The 18,674-nt window shown below is 67.9% G+C and carries 13 protein-coding genes; 4 read left to right on the forward strand and 9 right to left on the reverse strand.

Features of this window, described 5'->3' with window-relative positions:
• Positions 1-41: 41 nt before the first annotated feature.
• Both AVE30378_RS14795 and AVE30378_RS14800 read right to left on the reverse strand, forming a co-directional pair.
• The gene (locus tag AVE30378_RS14795) at positions 42-1,265 is read right to left on the reverse strand and encodes a CaiB/BaiF CoA transferase family protein (RefSeq protein ID WP_129241637.1); all 1,224 of its coding nucleotides are present in this window, start codon (positions 1,263-1,265) and stop codon (positions 42-44) included.
• Positions 1,266-1,296: 31 nt separating this feature from the next.
• A complete protein-coding gene (locus AVE30378_RS14800) occupies positions 1,297-2,250 on the reverse strand; it encodes a hydroxymethylglutaryl-CoA lyase (RefSeq protein WP_129241638.1) in 954 nt (317 codons plus the stop codon).
• A gap of 113 nt (positions 2,251-2,363) precedes the next feature.
• Between AVE30378_RS14800 and AVE30378_RS14805 the strand changes: the two genes are divergently transcribed.
• Entirely contained in the window at positions 2,364-3,290 is a 927-nt protein-coding gene (locus tag AVE30378_RS14805) for a LysR family transcriptional regulator (RefSeq protein ID WP_129241639.1), read from the forward strand.
• Between the two features lie 17 nt (positions 3,291-3,307).
• Here AVE30378_RS14805 and AVE30378_RS14810 read toward each other — a convergent pair whose 3' ends face one another.
• The 3 genes from AVE30378_RS14810 to prpR all read right to left on the reverse strand — a co-directional run bounded on the left by AVE30378_RS14810 (position 3,308) and on the right by prpR (position 9,129).
• Positions 3,308-3,637, reverse strand: a complete 330-nt coding sequence (locus AVE30378_RS14810; RefSeq protein WP_244235051.1) for a hypothetical protein — start codon at positions 3,635-3,637, stop codon at positions 3,308-3,310.
• Positions 3,638-3,681: 44 nt separating this feature from the next.
• The gene (locus tag AVE30378_RS14815; RefSeq protein ID WP_165360192.1) at positions 3,682-6,960 is read right to left on the reverse strand and encodes an autotransporter family protein; all 3,279 of its coding nucleotides are present in this window, start codon (positions 6,958-6,960) and stop codon (positions 3,682-3,684) included.
• A gap of 219 nt (positions 6,961-7,179) precedes the next feature.
• Positions 7,180-9,129 (reverse strand): propionate catabolism operon regulatory protein PrpR, encoded by a 1,950-nt coding sequence (gene prpR / locus AVE30378_RS14820; RefSeq protein ID WP_129241642.1) that lies wholly within the window; start codon positions 9,127-9,129, stop codon positions 7,180-7,182.
• A 158-nt stretch (positions 9,130-9,287) separates the two neighbouring features.
• On the opposite strand from prpR, the gene prpB reads away from it, so the two are divergent.
• Genes prpB through AVE30378_RS14835 form a run of 3 tightly spaced genes read left to right on the forward strand, consistent with a single transcriptional unit; the run spans position 9,288 to position 13,955 of the window.
• Positions 9,288-10,193, forward strand: a complete 906-nt coding sequence (prpB, locus tag AVE30378_RS14825; RefSeq protein WP_129241643.1) for a methylisocitrate lyase — start codon at positions 9,288-9,290, stop codon at positions 10,191-10,193.
• A gap of 58 nt (positions 10,194-10,251) precedes the next feature.
• Entirely contained in the window at positions 10,252-12,933 is a 2,682-nt protein-coding gene (gene acnA / locus AVE30378_RS14830; protein WP_129241644.1) for an aconitate hydratase AcnA, read from the forward strand.
• 44 nt (positions 12,934-12,977) lie between these two features.
• A complete protein-coding gene (locus AVE30378_RS14835) occupies positions 12,978-13,955 on the forward strand; it encodes a Bug family tripartite tricarboxylate transporter substrate binding protein (protein ID WP_129241645.1) in 978 nt (325 codons plus the stop codon).
• A gap of 34 nt (positions 13,956-13,989) precedes the next feature.
• Here the strand turns inward: AVE30378_RS14835 and AVE30378_RS14840 are convergent, their stop codons facing one another.
• From AVE30378_RS14840 to AVE30378_RS14855, 4 genes are read right to left on the reverse strand one after another with little or no spacing between them, the layout of a single operon-like run.
• On the reverse strand, positions 13,990-14,643 hold the full coding sequence (locus AVE30378_RS14840; RefSeq protein WP_129241646.1) for a TetR/AcrR family transcriptional regulator: 654 nt from the start codon (positions 14,641-14,643) through the stop codon (positions 13,990-13,992).
• A gap of 42 nt (positions 14,644-14,685) precedes the next feature.
• Positions 14,686-16,134, reverse strand: a complete 1,449-nt coding sequence (lpdA, locus tag AVE30378_RS14845; protein ID WP_425265784.1) for a dihydrolipoyl dehydrogenase — start codon at positions 16,132-16,134, stop codon at positions 14,686-14,688.
• Positions 16,131-16,865 (reverse strand): ABC transporter ATP-binding protein, encoded by a 735-nt coding sequence (locus tag AVE30378_RS14850; protein ID WP_129241647.1) that lies wholly within the window; start codon positions 16,863-16,865, stop codon positions 16,131-16,133. Before AVE30378_RS14850 ends, lpdA begins: the two co-directional genes overlap by 4 nt.
• Positions 16,858-18,672, reverse strand: a complete 1,815-nt coding sequence (locus tag AVE30378_RS14855) for a branched-chain amino acid ABC transporter ATP-binding protein/permease (RefSeq protein ID WP_165360193.1) — start codon at positions 18,670-18,672, stop codon at positions 16,858-16,860. Before AVE30378_RS14855 ends, AVE30378_RS14850 begins: the two co-directional genes overlap by 8 nt.
• Positions 18,673-18,674: the final 2 nt, after the last annotated feature.

Here is an 18,674-nt window from a genome sequence, read left to right on the forward strand (position 1 = left end):
CGAACCTGCCGCGCGCTTCCCCTTGCGGGTTCAATGCCCCATCAAGCCGCCGCCCCCTGTTCCCGCAGGGCGGCGATCTCGTCCGGGGCGTAGCCCAGACTTTCCAGCAAGGCGTCGGTGTCGGCGCCCAGCGCCGGCGGATGCTGCCTGACCCCGAGGCGCTTGCCGTCCATCATCAAGGGGAACAGGGCCGCGCCCGCCATCTGCCCGGCCCGCTCGCCATCCGGCAGCCGGATGTCCGCCAGCCCCCCGGTCGCGCGCAGGTGCGGATCGTCATACAGTTCCTCCGGCTTGACGATGGGCGCGAACGGCAGGCCGATACGCTCGAACACGCTTGCCAGTTCGGCGGCGCCGTAGCGCGCCAGGCGCTCGCGCAGATCGGCCAGCAAGGCGGGCCGCTGGCGCACGCGGTCATTGTTCGTCGCCAGCGCCGGGTCGTGCTTCAGATCGCCGAACCCGAACGCATCGCAAAAGGCCTGCCATTGCGAGTCGCTGACCGCCGCCAGGAATATCTGTTCGCCGTCCCTGACGGTGAACACGTCGTACAGGGCCCAGGCCGATACGCGGTCCGGCATCGGCGCGGAAGGCTGGCCCGTGATCGCATACTGCAGCATGTGCTGCCCCACCAGGAACACATTGTTTTCGAACAGCGCCGACTGCACCTCCTGGCCCCGGCCGGTGATGCCGCGCTGGATCAGCGCGGCCATGGCGCCGATGGCGCCGAACATGCCGCCCATGATGTCGTTCACGCTGGTGCCGGCGCGCACCGGGTCGCCCGGGCGCCCCGTCATGTAGGCCAGCCCGCCCATCATCTGCACCACCTCGTCCAGCGCGGTGCGCAAGGCATAGGGACCGGGCAGGAACCCTTTGTGGCTCACATAGATGAGGCCGGGGTTCTCCCTGGACAGGGACGCGTAGTCCAGGCCGTGCCTGGCCATCGTGCCGGGACGGAAGTTCTCGGCCACGACGTCGGCGCTCGCCGCCAACCGGCGCGCGGCCTGCGCGCCGGCGGGGGTGTGGATGTCCAGGGCGATGCTCTTCTTGTTGCGGTTGAACATGGGGAAAAAACCCGCGCCCACGCCCAGCAGGTGGCGCGTCCGGTCGCCTTTTACCGGCTCGACCTTGATGACTTCGGCCCCCAGGTCGGCCAGCACCATCCCGCAGGTGGGCCCCATGACCATGTGCGTGAACTCGACCACTCGCAGGCCGGCCAGCGGCAAGGCATTGGGGGGTGCAACAACGGAAGCGTCTGGCGTATTCGGCATGGAATGGCTCGGATGGAATTCGGCGGCGCGCTCAAGCGGCGCCGGAAGGCGCGGGATAGGTTCTGGGCAGGCCGGCGCGCCACAGCGCGCCATGCAAGGGCTGGTCCGGCAGCCAGCGGACCGCGGCCTCGCGCAGCGCCAGCAGGCGGGCCATGTCCACGCCCGTGCCGATGCCCATGCTCTCCAGCATGAACACCAGGTCTTCGGTGCTGACGTTGCCGCTGGCGCCCGGCGCATGCGGACAGCCCCCGATGCCCGCCAGGCAGGCATCGAACCGCGCCACGCCGCTGTCCAGCGCCGCCAGCGCATTGGCCAGCCCGAGTCCTCGCGTATCGTGGAAATGCGCGCAGCAAAGACGGTCGCCGGCGATGCGCCGCGCCTGCCCGAACAGGCGCCGCACCGCGGCCGGATCGGCGTAGCCCACGGTGTCGGCCAGGCTCACGCGGTCGGCGCCCGCCTCCAGCAAGTCCGCCACCAGCCGCAGGACCTCGCCGGGAGGCACCGCGCCCTGCAGCGTGCAGCCGAAGGCGGTGCCGACCCCGCCCTCGATCAGCATGGACGAACCGGCGGCATCGCGCGCGGCGCGCATCTCGCGCACCATGGCGACCGCCTCTTGCGGAGTCTTGCGCAGATTCGCCACGCTGTGGGCACGGCTGGCCGAGAGCGGCACCAGCATCAGGTCCGCGCCGCTTGCCAGGGCGCGCTCGGCGCCTTTCAGGTTGGGCACGAGCACCGAAACCGACAAGCCGGGCAGGCGCTTCGCGTGGGCGACCAGTTCGCCGGTATCGGCCAGTTGCGGCAGCAGTCGGGCGGGCACGAAAGATCCCACTTCGATCTCGCGCTGCCCGGCCGCATAGGCCGCGTCGATCCATTCGAGCTTGGTGGCCGTGGGCAGCACCATCGCCAGGCTTTGCAGGCCGTCGCGCAGGCCCACTTCTCGGACGATGGCGGCGGCGGGATGGGGGCTTGGACAATCAGGCGGCATCGCAGTGTCGGGTCGATCTGGGAGCAATCAGTTTAGATATTCCCATCCAATCCACAAGCGCTATTAAGGAACGTTTAAAATTCCAAACCGGAATATCAAGAGCCCCTACTGCGATGCGCGACCTGGACATCACAACGCTGCGCCTGTTCATCTCCGTGTGCGAGACCGGCAACATCGCGCGCGCCGGCCGGCATGCCAACATCGTGGGGTCGGCCATCAGCAAGCGGCTGGCGCAACTGGAAGACACCGTGGGAACCAAGCTGCTGACGCGCAAGCGCCGAGGCGTGGAACCCACCGCGGCCGGGGAAACGCTGCTCGAACACGCGCGCGCCATCCTGGCCAGCTCCGGACGCATCGAGCGCGATATGGCCGCCTACGCCAGCGGCGTGAAAGGCCAGGTGCGCATCCTGGCCACCGCCTCGGTCCTGGCCGAATCCCTCGCCGAGGACATCGCGGCGTTCCTGCAGGCCGCGCCCCATCGGAATATCCGCGTGGACATGGAGGAACGCGTCAGCCACGAGGTGGTGCGCGGCGTCAAGGAAGGCATTGCCAGCCTGGGCATCTGCTGGGACGCCGCCGATTTCCACGGATTGCACACCCGCCCCTACCGCGGCGACCGCCTGGCCGTGGTCACGGGACCCGACCACCCGCTGGCCCGGCGCGACGCCGTCTGGTTCGAGGAAGCGCTGGAATACGAACACGTCAACATGCCCGCCGCCGGCGCCGTGCTGAGGATGCTGCAAACCGCCGCCAGCGAGAGCGGCAAGACCCTGCGGCACCGGGTGACGGTCAGCAATTTCGACTCCGCCTTCCGCGTGGTGCTGGCCGGCCTGGCGATCAGCGTCGCCCCGATGGAAGTGGCCACGCCGTATGCCATGGCCCACGGATTGCGGGTGCTGCCGTTGAAGGACGAATGGAGCCGCCGCCGCTTCGCCGTCTGCATGCGCGACGAAAAAAACCTGCCGGCGGCCGCCGGACTGCTGCTGGAACATCTTGCGGCGGCGGGGCAGGCCGAAGCGACGGGCCGCGCGGAAGAATAATTCCGGAAAAGCCGGCCTCAGCGGCGCTTGCCCGCGCCCTTCCCGCTTCCGGACCCGGACGCCGAAGCGTTCGCATAGTCCTTCACGGTGCGGTCCTTGTTGAAGATCACGGTCAGCTTCTGCTGGTCGTCCATCGCATCGTAGGCGCCGTCGTAGAAATAGAACCAGGTCGCGGTCAACAGCCCTTCCTGGTTGAACTGCTGGGACCGGGGCGGGCCGTAATCGCGGACCATCTCGTCGTAGGTGGTGACGTTCAGCTTGATCGCCTGCACCTTGGCCTCGGTGATCAGATCGCTGGAACCGCTGGCGCATCCCGCCACCACGGCCGCCACGAACAGCAAGGACATTCTCATTCTTACTCAACCTTGTAGGATTCAAGCGGCCGGCGCCGTCACCACACGACGCGAACCCCCAGACGGCCGCTCACGCCGTGCCCGGCATAACCATCGATGGAGCGATTGTAATCACCCGCGGCGAATACATTGACGCGCTTGGACACGCGGCCGGACACCCCCACGCCGACCTGCGCCCAGGTGCTGCCGAGTTTCGTCTCCATCGCCACCGGGTTCTCTCCGGAAAGGTTGGAGAAGGTGGTTCGGCCATTCGCCCCGAATCGTTGCCACAGGTTCGCGCGCAGCCATGTGGTTGCCTCCTCGCCTTTGGGGTTGCCGGCCTGATGGGTCAGCCGGGCGCCCACACGGGCATGGCCAGTGTGGGTGTCGTCGAACCTGACCCGCCCATAACTGTCCTTGGCGCTGTCCAGCGATACATACTGGTAGATCATTTGCGCCTGCGGCTCCAGCGCCCATTGCGCCGTCAGGGGGATCGGGTAGCCGGCTTCTATCGACGCGGCGCCGCCATATCCGCGAGAGGTGGAGCGCTCTCCCCCGACGGAACGGGTCTTGACGTCGGGGTGATAGGTGCCCTGCACCACGCCATCGACGTACGCGCCCGATGCGCTCTTGCGCGTCCAATACCCGCCAAGCGATATGCCCGACATCGACGCCGACCCCGCGCGGCCTTCGGCCGGCGCCCTCACGTCCGCCGATGCGGTGGCCGCGCCCACGTATACGCCGGCGATATCGCGAGTGCCGGAAGGTTGCTCGCGGCGATACAGATCCGTGCCCACCTGGACGCCCGCGATGTCGTAGTCGTATGCAGGGCCTTGCCTGACCAGGGCGTCATAGCCGCGCTTGCCGGCGCTGCCCGTCTCTCCAAATACGCGGCCCCACGCGGATCTCCCGTGCGGCTGCGCCGGCGCCGCGTCGGCGTAGTCCTCGCCATTCCGGTCGTGATAGGTGCCCAGCATCGCCAGGCCAAAATGATTCGCCAGCGAGGGAAGCGCCATGTTCAAGGGAACCTCGACACGGTATTCGGGCGCGGGCCGCCCGGTTTCCCCGCCGCCCTGATCGGGGTCGGTTTCGAGGCTGGACCGCAAGTACCACGCATCGGGGTTTGCGCTGCCGCCCCGGTAAAGCCGATACTCGTAGGCGCCCGCGGCGGCGCGCCCCGCCAGCGAAAACGACGCGGCGTCGGAGGTGCCGCCGTTGACCGTCTCGACGACAGCGATTCCGTCGCCGGTCGTCAGGGCCCCGCCCCCGCCGGTGTTGCGCACGACAATCGAGGTCGTGCCGCTGGCCTGCCCGCCGTCTATGACCACCTTGTCGGAAGCCGAACCGCTACCTCCCAGCCACGTGTTCAGCGCGATGCTGCCGCCAGCCCCGGCGTAGTTTCCGACCGTCAAGGTCTTGTACTGCGCCGCGTCGGCGGGATTCGCGGGCGGGGCGAAGTCGATGTGGCTCGCGGCGTTGGACAGCGACGTCAACGAGGAAGACCCCGTGACATCCCATCGGCTCGCGCCGGCCAGACGCAGGTGCGAAACGCCCGTTCCCGGGTCCGTCAGGGCGGCGCCGGAAATGTAGGACCGGTCGTCGGCGACCATGTCCAGGCGGCCGATCACATTCAGCGCCACGCCATTGACGCCGATCAGGGCCGAACGGTTCAGCGATGCCTGGAGCGATCCGGCGGCCACTTCAAGCGCGCTGCCCGCGGCCTGGACCGCGCTATCGGTCATGCTCACCGTGTTGTCGGCGAATGACGAGAGGATCCCTTGCGAACCCGCGCCCGAGGCGCTGACCCGGGTCTGATTCAGCGTCACACTGCCCGCGGACAGCAATTCGACCCCGGCCGCCGCCGGCCCGTCGGTGGTGATCGTGGACTCCGTCGCGTCGATGGAGCTGGAAGCATTGGCGTACAAGCCGCTGGCGCCCGCGCCATGGGTGGCGACGATGGCGTTCTGAAGATTGATGGCGCCGTTGTAGTACGCCCGGGCGCCATAAGCCGTCGCGCCCCGCGTCGAAATGCGGGTCCCGTCGGCATTCACCGTCGCGGTCGCTTCCGCGGACAGGCCGTTGGATTTCGCGCCGTGGGTCTCCACGGACCCGCCGGTCAGCGTCACTGTCGACCCCTGTTGAAACGCCGCCACGCCCGCCGCGACGTCTCCGTGCGTAACGATATCGACGTTGTTCGCGACGGCCGTGGCCTTGACCCCCGACGCGTTCGCCGTGGCCATCAGGCCAGCCGCATTGTTGCCCAGGGTCGTGATCGCGCCCCCGTCCATCCGCAGCGCGCCGCCCGCTTCGGCACGCGCGCCCGTGGCGCCGTTGCCCGAAGTCTTGATATCGCCGAGGGCGAAGTTGACGACGCTTTTCGTGTGCGCGAAAACCCCATGCGCATTCAGGCCCGAGGTTTCCACCGAGGTGTTTATCGCGTCGATGCTTGCCGCGGCCACCGTCGGCGCATAGGTCGAAAACAAACCGTAGGCATAGGCGCCCGCCGTCTTCACGGCCGTCGAGTCGAGAACCGCGTGGCTGCCGCCGGTCACCCAGACGCCGAAGGCCGACAGGGATCCGTTGCCGTCCAGCGCCTTGGTTTCTATCGTGCCGCCGCTGAACTGCAAGGCGCTGGCGCCCTCCACCTTGACCCCGCTGGAGAGCGAACCGCGCGTTTCGACGCGGGTGTTGGACACCGTCGCGCTGGAGCCGATGCCGGAGCCGTCGCCGGCGATCATCAGGCCGGGCGCGTTCGCCCCGCTGGTCGTCAGCGTACTGTCGGATACGCTGATCGTGCCGCGTTGCGCGCTGACCGCGCGAGCGCCGTCTCCCGTGGTCGCGATCGTCGCGCGGGCCAGCTCCATCGCCGCCTTGGACGCCGCCACCGCGCCGTGCGCGGACGCGCCCGTCGTGGTCACGGTCACATCGTGGGCCACAATCCCCACCTGCGCCGGCGCGGGGTCCGTGTACGCGTACAGGCCATAGGCAAAGGCGCCGGAGGTGGACACCGAAGTTCCGTAGAGTTCCGCCAGGCCCTTGCCGGTCACCCACACGCCGTAGGCGGCGGAACTGCTGTTGCCCGCGGTCGTGGTGGTCTGGATCGAACCGCCCGTCATGACGGCTTTGCCCATCGACTCGAGCTTGATGCCCGCGGCGCCCTGCCCGCTGGTGCTGATGGTCAGGCCGTCGGCCTCGACGACCGAGTTGGCGTTGCGGACCAGCATGCCGAAGCCCGCCGTCGCATCCGCGCTGGTGCTCAGGTTGGTATCGACGGGCAGCACATGCGTCTGGCCATCCGTCACCGACAATGCCTGCGCATGCGCGGCAATCGGGGACATGGCCAGCATACAAGCCGCTGTTATGGGTTTCAGGCGAATGCTGGGGATAACGGTCTTCATGGTGGTTTTCTTCTCGCTTGAGGGTTAACCCCAAGATAACCACCAGCCGCACAGCCCAAAGTAAGACGATTCCTAAAAGGACGCGGCCTTTACAATCGTTGACGCCCCCTATATTCGATAACTCGCCATCGGGAAGCCGCGGGAAGATGAAAGACGCCGCTATCGAGTTTCGCGCAGCCGGCGCCAAAGCGTAGTGGCGCTGATTCCAAGAATGGCGCAGGCCTCCTGGCGATTGCCCCCGCAGCGCGCCAGCACCGTCCGGATATGCGCCGCGTCATGCCGCCGCGAGGTGTCGGCCAGCGACTCCGCATCCCCATCCGCCGGCGCGCCGCCAGCCAGTTCGGGCGCGACGTCGCCGACGACGCGCCGCATTTGCGCGTCCGTGAGATCCGCGGGCATCTCGACCAGATATACGGCCAGGCGCTCCAGCACGTTTTCGAGTTCGCGGATATTGCCGGGCCAGGCATACGCCATCAAGGCGGCCTGCGCGGCGGGAGACAGCGGCCGGTGCGGGTGCAGGCCGAGGTTCTCCTGAATGCGCAGGTAAAGCAGTTGCGCCAGCGGCCAGATGTCCTGCCTGCGTTCGCGCAAGGTCGGCATGTCGATGCGCAGAATATTCAACCGGAAAAACAGGTCCTGGCGGAAGTCCCCCGCGGCCACCATGACCGCCAGGTCCCGGTGGGTGGCGGCGATGATGCGCACGTTGACCGGCACGGCTTCGCTGCCGCCCACCGGCATCACCTGGCGTTCCTGCAGCACCCGCAGCAGGCGGATCTGCAACGCGGCCGGCATGTCGCCCACCTCGTCCAGGAAGAGGGTGCCGTTATGGGCCGATTCGAACAGGCCGGGCTTTCCGCCCCGGCGGGCTCCGCTGAAGGCGCCATCTTCGTAGCCGAACAACTCGCTCTCCAGCAGGCTCTCGGGGAACGCCGCGCAGTTGACGGCGATGAAGGGGAAACTGTGGCGCGCGCTGGCCTGATGGATGCCTTGCGCCAGCACTTCCTTGCCCGTGCCGCTTTCGCCGCCGATCAGCACGGTGGAATCCACCCTGGCGTAGCGCCGGCCCAGCATGCGCACTTTCTCGACGGGCGGCGCCGTGCCGAACAGATCGTCCAGCGTGTAGCGCACCGCGTGGGCGCGCATCCGGGCGCGAGTGCGCAGGTTGCGGTCGGCGCGGTGGATGGCGCCGGCTTCCTGCAAGGTCAGGACGGCGCCCGACAGTCCAGCCCCGGTCGCCAGGGGAATGCGGTTCACGACCACCATCTTGCCGGCCAGGCGATGGATGGATTCGGCCTCGCGCTTGCCGCTGCGCAGCACCTCGTCCAACGACAGCGCCGGCGAAATCTCCTCCAGCCGCCGCCCCGCCATGCCGGACGCGCTGATGCCCAGCAGGCGCTCGACCGCGGGGTTCAGGGCCTGGACCCTGCCCGACGCGTCGACGGCGGCCACGCCTTCGTCCAGATTGGACAGCACCGCGTTGAGGTATTCGCGCCGCCCCGATTCGATCCGCTGCAGCCGGGTGATTTCGATGGCGTCTTCGATGCACGCCCCGATCGTCGCCGGCGAATACACCAGCACGCCCGTCAGGCCGATGCGCTCGGCGTAATCCACGAGCAGGCCGGAGCCGACGATCACCTCGATGCCCTCGCCCTTCAGCGCCTGGACCTGCGCCAGCGCGTCGTCCGGATCCTGGTAGGTGCGGACCGGGATATCCAGGGAGAACGTACTCAGGAATGTGTCCAGCTCCGGATACTGGCCCGCCTGCCCCAGCAACGCCACCCGCGGCGAAATGCGGCGGGCCGTGGAGAGCGCGTTCATGACCTCGAAGCCGATGATCTTCACCTGCACCACGGGCACGGACACATGGCGCCGCAGATAGGCGCCATTGAGGCCCGCCGCCACGACCGCATCCACCTGCCCCTGCCGGGCCGCCTGGTTGATGGCGTTGGCGGCCGCCTCGAAGCCCGCCTCGATGAGCTTGAACTCTCCCCGTCCGGCGAAGCGCGGCAGTATCTGCGCAAAGCTGCGCGATATCCGCGCCATGCCTATGGCCCAGATGCGAGGCAACGAGGCGGAATCCGGTTCGGTCGATGGCGAGGCGGGGAGCATGGCGGGTCCTGTAGCGGTTGTGCCCACGTATATCACCATTGAAATCCATGTATTTCAATTTTGAAATTGAAACATCGCCCCGCCCGCCCCGCGACGGGCGGAGCCAGCCTGGTACGCAAATTGCGTGAGTAGGCATATCCCCTTCCAACGGAGCACCCATGTCCCTCCCCACCCCCTCCGCCCCCGCAAGCGCCGGCGCGCGCATGCGCCTGGCAATGCAGACCGAACGCCCCTTGCAGATCGTCGGCGCCATCAACGCCAACCACGCGCTGCTGGCCCAGCAAGCCGGCTTCCAGGCCATCTATCTTTCCGGCGGCGGCGTCGCCGCAGGCTCGCTCGGCGTCCCCGACCTGGGCATCGTCGGCCTCGAAGACGTGCTGACGGACGTGCGGCGGATCACGGAGATCTGCCCGCTGCCGCTGACGGTCGATGCCGATACCGGCTTTGGCGCGTCGGCGTTCAATGTGGCGCGCACCACCCGATCGCTGATCGCGGCCGGCGCGGCGGCGATGCAGATCGAGGACCAGGCCGGCGCCAAACGCTGCGGACACCGGCCGAACAAAGAGGTCGTGACCCTGCCCGAAATGGTGGATCGCATCAAGGCGGCGGTCGACGCGCGCACCGACCCCGAATTCGTCATCATCGCGCGCACCGACGCGCTGGCCAGCCAGGGCAGGCAGAGCGCCCTGGACCGCCTGGCGGCGTGCATCGAAGCCGGCGCGGACGTCGCCTTTCCCGAGGCGGTGCACGACCTGGAAGGATTCCGCGGCTTCGCCCGCGCGCTGCCCGCGCCCATCCTGGCCAACATCACGGAATTCGGACAGACTCCCATGCTGACCGTGGACGAACTCGCCGCGGCCGATGTCGCCATCGCGCTGTACCCCCTGTCGGCCTTCCGCGCGATGAACCGCGCGGCGCAGCGGACGTACGCGGCCATCCGCCGCGACGGCACGCAGCGCGCCATGCTGGACGAAATGCAGACGCGCCTGGAACTCTACGAAAGCATCGGATACTTCGCCTACGAAGAAAAACTCGACGCGCTCTACGCCGGCAAGGCAGCCTGATCCGCCACCTCCCGCCCGACGGCGGGAACGGAAAAATACAACTGGAGACATCGCCATCATGCATTCCTCGCCGGATGACCCGTTCCTGCTCGTGTACGACGACGATGCGGAATATGGATCCCATTTCTCGGTCCCCGCCTTTGCGTCCACCCATGGGCTGGACGCGCTGCGCCTGCCCTACGTCGCCAAGGTGCTGATCGAAAATGCGCTGCGCCATGAAAGCGCCCCGGACGATCGCCGCCCGCGCGCGCAGGCGCTGCTGCGGGCCTACCATCCGGATGCCCCCCAGTCCACTGCCGGCGAGCCCGCCGATGTCTGGCTGTACCCCACTCGCGTGCTGGCCCAGGATGTCAGCGGCATACCCAGCTTGATCGACCTGGCCGCGATGCGCGACGCCATACTGGCGCGCGGCGGCGACCCGCGGCGCATCAATCCGCACATTCCGGTGGACCTGATCGTGGACCATTCGCTGATCGCCGAGCAGGCGGGCCACGCCGGGGCGCGCGCCGCCAACGAGGCCAGCGAATACGCGCAGAACCGCGAGCGCTACGCCTTTCTCAAATGGGCGCAGGGCTCTTTCGACAAACTGCGCCTGGTCCCTCCCGGCAAGGGCATCCTGCATCAGATCAATATCGAATACCTGGCCGAGGTCGCCTCGGCGCGGATCACCGCGCAAGGCGCTCGCGTCACCTGTCCCGACACGCTGGTGGGCACCGACAGCCACACCAGCATGGTCAACGCGCTGGGCGTGCTGGGCTGGGGCGTCGGCGGCATCGAGGCCGAGGCCGCCATGCTGGGCGACGCCGTGGTGCTGCGCGCGCCGGAGGCGATTGGAGTGCGCCTGCGCAACCGGCCGGCGCCCGGCGTCACCGCCACCGACATCGTGCTCAGCCTCACCAGCATCCTGCGCCAGGCCAAAGTGGTTGCGCAGTTCGTGGAGTTCACCGGCGACGCCCTGGACGGCACGCTGACCCTGGAGGACCGCGCGACCCTGTCCAACATGGCCCCGGAGTATGGTTCGACCTGTGCGTACTTTCCCGTGGACGAAGAAACGCTGTCCTACCTGCTGCGCACCGGACGCAGCCCGGAGCACGTCGAACGGGTGCGCCGGTATGCCGAGGCGGCCGGCCTGTGGCGCGCGGCCGGAGCGCCGGAGCCGGGCTATAGCCGGATCGTGGACGTGGATCTGGCGCAAATAGGACGAGTGGCCGCCGGACCGGGCAAGCCCCAGGAAAGAGTGAGCCTGGCCGAACTGCCCATCAGCTTCAGGAAGGCGGCGTCCGCCATGCCCGCGGCCGCGGGCGACGCGCTGCCCGAGGGCGCGGTGGTGCTGGCCGCGATCACCAGTTGCACCAACACGTCCAACCCCAGGCTGCTGGTGGCCGCCGGCCTGCTGGCGCGCAAGGCGGTTTCCCTGGGCCTGCGTCCGCCGCCGTGGACCAAGACGTCGTTCACTCCCGGCTCCCGGGTCGTCACCGACTATCTGCGGGCCAGCGGATTGCAGACTGCGCTGGATGAACTGGGCTTCCATACCGCCGGCTACGGCTGCGCGACCTGCGCCGGACTGTCCGGCGCGCTGGCGCCCGAGACGGAGCGGGCCATCGCCGCGGGCAACACCCGCGTCGCCGCGGTTCTCTCCGGCAACCGCAATTTCCCCGGACGCGTCCACCCGCTGGCCCGCGCGAACTACCTGGCCTCTCCCGCGCTGGTCGTCGCCTTCGCCCTGGCCGGCACGGTGGAGCGGGACCTGGACACGGAGCCCGTCGGCTGGCGGCCGGACGGTACTCCCGTCCCCCTGGCCGAGCTGTGGCCCAGCGATGCCGAGATCGACGAGATGGTCTCCGCGCACGTGCGGCCCGGCCTGTTCACGCAGCGCTACCGCGACGTATTCGAAGGCGATCCCGCCTGGCTGGCCCTGCCCACCGACACCGGCGCCTGCTATGCCTGGGATGAACAGAGCCTGTACCTGCGCCGCCCTCCGTACCTGGATGTGCCGCGGCAAGAGGGCGCCATCCACGTCCAGGGCGCGCGCGCCCTGATGATCCTGGGCGACTCGGTCACCACCGACCACATCTCGCCCGCCAACGAGATTCCGCCTCAGTCCAGCGCCGGCCGTTACCTGCTATCCCTGGGCGTGGCGCCCTCCGACCTGCATACCTACCTCGCGCGCCGCGGCAATCACCGGGTAATGATGCGCGCCACCTTCGCGCAACCCACTCTGGCCAACGAACTCTTGCCGCAAGGACCCGCCGGCGCCACGCGCCACGAGCCGGGCGGCGAGACCATGCCCGTCTATGACGCGGCCATGCGCTACCGGGACGCGGGCGTTCCCGTCATCGTCGTGGCGGGCAAGGACTACGGCACGGGATCCTCGCGCGACTGGGCGGCCAAGGGCACCCGGCTGCTGGGCGTGCGCGCGGTGATCGCGGAGAGTTTCGAACGCATCCACCGCTCGAACCTGGTCAACATGGGCGTGCTGCCCCTGCAGTTTCCGGCCGGCGTCACGCGCCTTACCCTGGAACTCGACGGCAGCGAAACCTATGATCTGGACATCGACGCCGGCCTGGGCCCGCAGGGCTCGGTTTCCTGCGTGATCCACGGCGCCGGCGCGCCGCGCCGGCTGGCCCTGGCCTGCCGGCTGGACAACGAGCATGAAGTGGAAATCTGGCGGGCCGGCGGCATCCTGCCCGCCGTGCTGCGCCAGGCGCTGGCCGATTCAGGCGGCGCGCGGCAACCATAAGAAGCAGAAGCGAAGTGCCATCACCATAACCAAAGGAGACAACCATGTACGCAAAACGACTCTATTCCCCGCTGCGCGCCCTGGCGCTGGCGGCAGGACTGGCGCTCGCCTCCGGCGCGCACGCCGCCGACTGGCCCACGAAACCGCTGCGGCTCGTCGTACCGTTCTCCGCGGGGGGCCAACTGGACGCCATGACACGCATCTTCGCGACCGGGCTGTCGGAACACCTGAAGCAGCCCGTCGTCATCGACAACCGGCCGGGAGCCGGCGGCCTGATCGGTTCCGACGCCGTCGCCAAGAGCGATCCGGACGGCTATATCTTCCTGGTCGCGGGCAACGGCGCCATCACGAACAAGCTGTTGCGCGCCAAGATGCCCTATGAAGACTCCGACCTCGTGCCCGTCGGACTGCTGTTCGAATCGTCGTCGGTGATCGTCGTCAATGCGAAGAGCGATATCCATACGCTCAAGGACTGGCAGAAAAAGGCCGGCGCCGGCGGACACCCCATCCTGTTCGCCACCGCGGGATCCGGCAGCACCGGCCACTTCGTCGGCGAAATGCTGGGCCAGGCGCTGAACGTTCCCGTGACGATCGTGCCCTACAAGAGCGGCTCCGAAAGCTCCGCGGCGCTGATGGGCGGACAGGTCGACGCGGCGTCGGAAGCCAGCGTATCGATCCGGAATTACATCGCCGCCGGCCGGGTGCGCGCGCTGGCCGCGACCGCGGACCACCGCACGCCCTTGCTGCCGGACACGCCGACCACGGCCGAGCAGGGTTTCCCGCAAATCAATATCACGCATTGGGGCGGCATGTACGCGCCCAAGGGAACGTCCGACGCCGTCATCGAGGCGATGAACCGCGCCATCGCCCAGGTCATGGCGACGCCGGCGATCAAGAAACAGTTGAACGACGCCGGCTACGAGCCCATACCCAACTCGGTAGCGCAGTTCAAGACCTTCATCGCCGCCGAAGACAAGCGCCTGGGCGGCATCGTCAAGTCGGCCGGCATGAAGGCCGAATAGCCTTCGGGGAACGGCGATCGGATCGCCGTGAACCCTAGTCCGCCTTCATCTTGCCGATATCGGGCGCAAAGGCTTCGGGCGGATGCCTGGCGATGGAACGGCACAGCAGTTCGGACATGCCCTTGGCCAACTGCTTGTTGTTCCATTCGCCCGAATCGGAATACCACTTCGGCACCCAGTTCACCGCGCCGAAAATCGAGAAAATGGCCAGCTTGGGATCGCAGGGAATGACGCTCCCGTCTTCGATCCCCTCGCGCACGAAACCGCGCAGCTTGGCTTCGAAGCGGTCGCGCTGCCTGACGATCTCGGCCCGGTCGTCCGGCTCGAGCGCGTGCTCTTCCGTGATGATGACGCACCGGCTCATTTCGCTGAGCGTCACCTCCAGGTACTCCTTGAGGGCGAGCTGTAGTTTCTCCAGGCCGGTGCCGCCCTTGCGTTCCGCCTGCTCGATGGCGTCGAAGCCCACGCGCAACGCCTCAGCGAAGGCTTCGTACAGCAGCGCATGCTTGTTCGGAAAGTAGTGATACAAGGCGGCCTTGGTGACGCCAAGGCTGGTCGCGATATCGCCGAGCGACGTAGCGTGGAATCCTTTTTGGTTGAACGCGGCAATCGCCTGGCGCAACAACGCTTCGCGCTTCAACTGATGCATCGCCTTGTGCGTCGGCACCGAATTATTCCATGTTGCCACTGATCAAACCCTCCCGGTGAGTTGCGTGGACCGGCCGCATATTTAACTTTTTTTCCCATTGAGGTACAACTCGGTGAGCGTGCCCTCATACGCTTCGGCGGCGAACGCCAGTGTCTCGGACAAGGTCGGATGCGGGTGTATGGTCAGCGCGATATCGCCGGGCTCCGCGCCCATTTCGATGGCCAGCGCCGCCTCGGCGATCAGGTCGCCCGCTTGCGGCCCCACCATTCCCACCCCCAGCAAGGCATGGGTGCGCGGGTCGACCAGGATCTTGGTCAAGCCCTCGCCGCGTCCCAGGCTCAACGCCCTGCCGCTGGCCGCCCATGGGAAGCTGGCCGACTCGTACGCCACGCCATCCCGGCGAGCGGCCGTCTCCGTCAAACCTACCCAAGCCACTTCGGGATCCGTGTACGCGACGGCGGGAATGACCTTGGCGTCGTTGCCGGCCTTCCTGCCCGCGGCGACTTCGGCGGCCACCTTGCCTTCGTATGCCGCCTTGTGGGCCAGCATGGGTTCCCCGACGACGTCGCCGATGGCGAAAATGTGCGGGACATTGGTGCGCTGCCTCGCGTCCACCGCGATGAAGCCGCGCTCGTCCACCTGGACACCCGCCCGTTCGGCCCCGATCCCGGCGCCGTTGGGCCGGCGGCCGACGGCCACCAAGACGGCATCATACACCTGGGGCCCGGCGACGCTCGCCCCCTCGAGGATGACGTGCACGCCATCTTCGCGCGCCTGCGCGGAGACCACCCGCGTGCCGGTCAGGATCGCCTCGTAGCGGCCGGCCACGCGCGCTTCCAGCGGTTTGACCAGGTCGCGGTCGCAACCCGGCAGCAGGCCCTCGGTCAGCTCCACCACCGTGACCCGGGCGCCCAGCGCCGCGTAGACCGTGGCCAGTTCCATCCCGATGACGCCGCCTCCCACGACGAGCAGGCGCCCGGGAACGTCCTTGAGCGCCAACGCGGCGCTCGAATCCATGATGCGGGGGTCTTCCGGCAGGCCCGGCAGGCGCACGGGATGCGACCCCACGGCGATGATGGCCTGCTTGAAGTTCACCGTGGGGCCATCGGCGACCGCCAGGCGGTTCGGGCCGGTGAATTCCCCCCTGCCGGTCACCACCCGCAGCTTGCGCCGGCGGGCCAGGCCGGCAAGGCCGCCGCTCAGCTTGGCGACCAGCGCCTCCTTCCAGGTCCGCAGCTTGTCCAGGCGAATCCGGGGTTCGCCGAACTCGATGCCCAGTTCGGACAAGGCCCGGGCGTCCTCCAGCGACCGCGCGGCGTGCAGCAGTGCCTTGGACGGAATGCAGCCCACGTTCAGGCAGACGCCCCCCAATGTCTCGCGCGCTTCCACCAGCGTCACGGACAGGCCGAGATCCGCGGCGCGGAATGCCGCCGTATAGCCGCCGGGCCCGCCGCCCAGGACGAGCAATTCCGTATCGATGACGTCGCCCATCGGCCCTTTGTCCGCTTTTTCCGTTTTGTCCGTTTTCATGTCGCCTGTTCCGTCCTGCTTCCGCCCAGATAGGCGCTGGAAAGCTCCGTGCCCGCATTGCGCGTGAGCACGTCGCGCGTCCCTTCGAACACCGTCTGGCCATGCTTGAGCACATAGCCGAAATCGGCCACCTTGAGCGCCAGGCTGGCCATTTGTTCGCTGAGCAGGACGACCCGCTTGCCCTGCGCGCAATACTGCTTGATGAAGTCGAAGATCTGGGCGACCACGATGGGCGCCAGGCCAAGCGACGGCTCATCGAGCAGCACGCAGCGCGGCTCGTGCAGCGTGGCCATGGACAGGATCAGCATCTGCTGCTGCCCGCCGCTCAGCGTCCCCGCCTTGGCCGCCCGCCGCTGCGCCAGGACGGGGAAATTGCCGTACACCTGTTCCAGCGCGGCCTTGAAATTGCCCTTGGGCTTGCGGAAATGCCAGGCCGTGATCAGGTTCTCCTCCACCGTGTGCTGATGGAAGATCCGCCGCCCTTCCATGGCGTGCGCCAGGCCGCGGCGGGCTCGCTCGTGCGGCGGCAGCCGCGAGATGTCCTCGCCGTCCAGCAGGATCTGTCCGCCCTTGATGGGCGTGACGCCCGAAATCGCGCGCATCAAGGACGACTTGCCCGCGCCGTTGGCGCCGATGAGCGCGGTGATTCCATCGGGGCGCGCCGTCAGGCTGACGCCGCGCACGGCCTCGATCGCTCCGTAACTGACCTGCAGATTGCGTACTTCAAGCATGGACGGGCTCCTCAACGCCGAGATAGGCCTGGATCACTGCCGAGTCGGCGCGCATGCCGTCCATGTCGCCCCGGTAGATCTCTTCTCCGGCCTCGAACACCACGACCTCCTCCGCCAGTTCGGCCAGGAAATCCATGTGATGGTCGATGATCATGATGGCCACGCCATGGTCGCGCGCCAGGCGGACGAGCCTGACCAAATGCGCGGATTCCACTTCCGACAGGCCGGCCGCCGGTTCGTCCAGCAGCAGCAATTCCGGATCGCTCGCCAGGGCGCGCGCGACTTCGGCCAGCCGCTGGATGCCATATGGCAGCTCGCTCATCGTGGCGTCCGCCTGTTCGGTCAGCCCGGCCGCCGCCATCAGCGCATCCACTTGGCGCAGGAATGCGCCTTCCTCCCGCCGCGCAGCGGACGTATTGAGCGCCGCGGCCACGGCGCCGTGCCGATAGCGGCGGTGGGCGCCCATCAGGATATTCTCGCGCACGGTGAAGGTGGGCACGTTGCGCGGGTCCTGGAATGTGCGGGTGATGCCGGCCCGCGCCACCTTGTGCGCCGGCCAGCCGGCAATGTCCCGGCCCTTGTAGAGAATGCGGCCCGAGGTCGGCGTATAGATGCCGCTCACGACGTTGACCAGCGTGCTCTTGCCCGACCCGTTGGGGCCGACCAGCGCCGTGATGCTCCCCGCGCGCAGCGCGAGCGAGACCCCGGCCAGCGCGCGCAGGCCCGAGAATTCCATGACCACGTCCTCGATGCGTATCAACGGCTGGCCGGCGTCCTGCCCCGCCTTGGGCTCGCGCACGGACAGCGGAGGTTCGGCCGTGCCCGCGGCGGCGGCCCCCAACTGGTCGAACTTGCTGTAGCGCGTCTGCGTGCGCAGCAAGCCGGCCAGCCCCTTGGGCAGCAGCGTGAAAATGAACACCAGGATCAAGCCGTAAACGATGTATTGGTAGTCGTTGAAGGCCTGCAGCTTCTGGGGTAGATAGGTGAAGAGAATGGCGCCGTACACCTGCCCCGCCAACGTGCCCAGGCCGCCCACGATGGACATCACCAGTATCTCGATGGAACGCATGAGGCCGAAACTCTCGGGCGTGAGATAGCCGATCATGTGGGCGTAGAATCCCCCGGCCAGGCCCGCCAGGCCGCCGCTGATGGCATAGGCGGCGCGCTTGACGGCGGCTTGCGAAATGCCCAGCGAACCGGCGGCGATCTCGCTGACGTGCACCGCGTAGAAAGCCCGGCCGAAATGGCTTTTCACGAAATTGCGCAGCATCAGCATCACCAGCAGCAGCACCGCCAGCAGGATGCGGAAATAGGCGACCGTGTCGATGTGCCAGCCGAAGATCTGCAACGTGCCGATCTGCGACGACGGAATGCCCCGCATACCCATGACCCCGCCCGTGACGCCGCGCAACTCCCGCGCCAGCTCGTAGACGATGAGGCCGAACCCCAGCGACATCATCGCCAGGTAAAACTCGCGCACCCGGCCGGCGGGTCCCGCGAGCAGGAACCCCACCGCCGCCGCGGCGAAAGTGGCCAGGACCAGCGCGACCGGAAACGGAATGCCGAAGGACTTCAGCGCGATCGCGCTGGCATAGGCGCCGATGGCGAAGAAACCCGCGTGGCCGAGGGAAATCTGGCCGTTGATGCCCGTCAGCAGATTGATTCCCTGCGCGAGCAGGATGTTGATGATGACGAAGCTCCACATCTGCACCGTGCCGGTCGCGACGTGGCCGGCCCCGATGGCCAGCGCCACGGCCAGCGCGCCCAGCGTCCAGGAGTTCGTCAGGAGTTGCCCTAGCTGTTTCATCG

The organism is Achromobacter veterisilvae (assembly GCF_900496975.1).
GTDB lineage: Bacteria > Pseudomonadota > Gammaproteobacteria > Burkholderiales > Burkholderiaceae_B > Achromobacter > Achromobacter veterisilvae.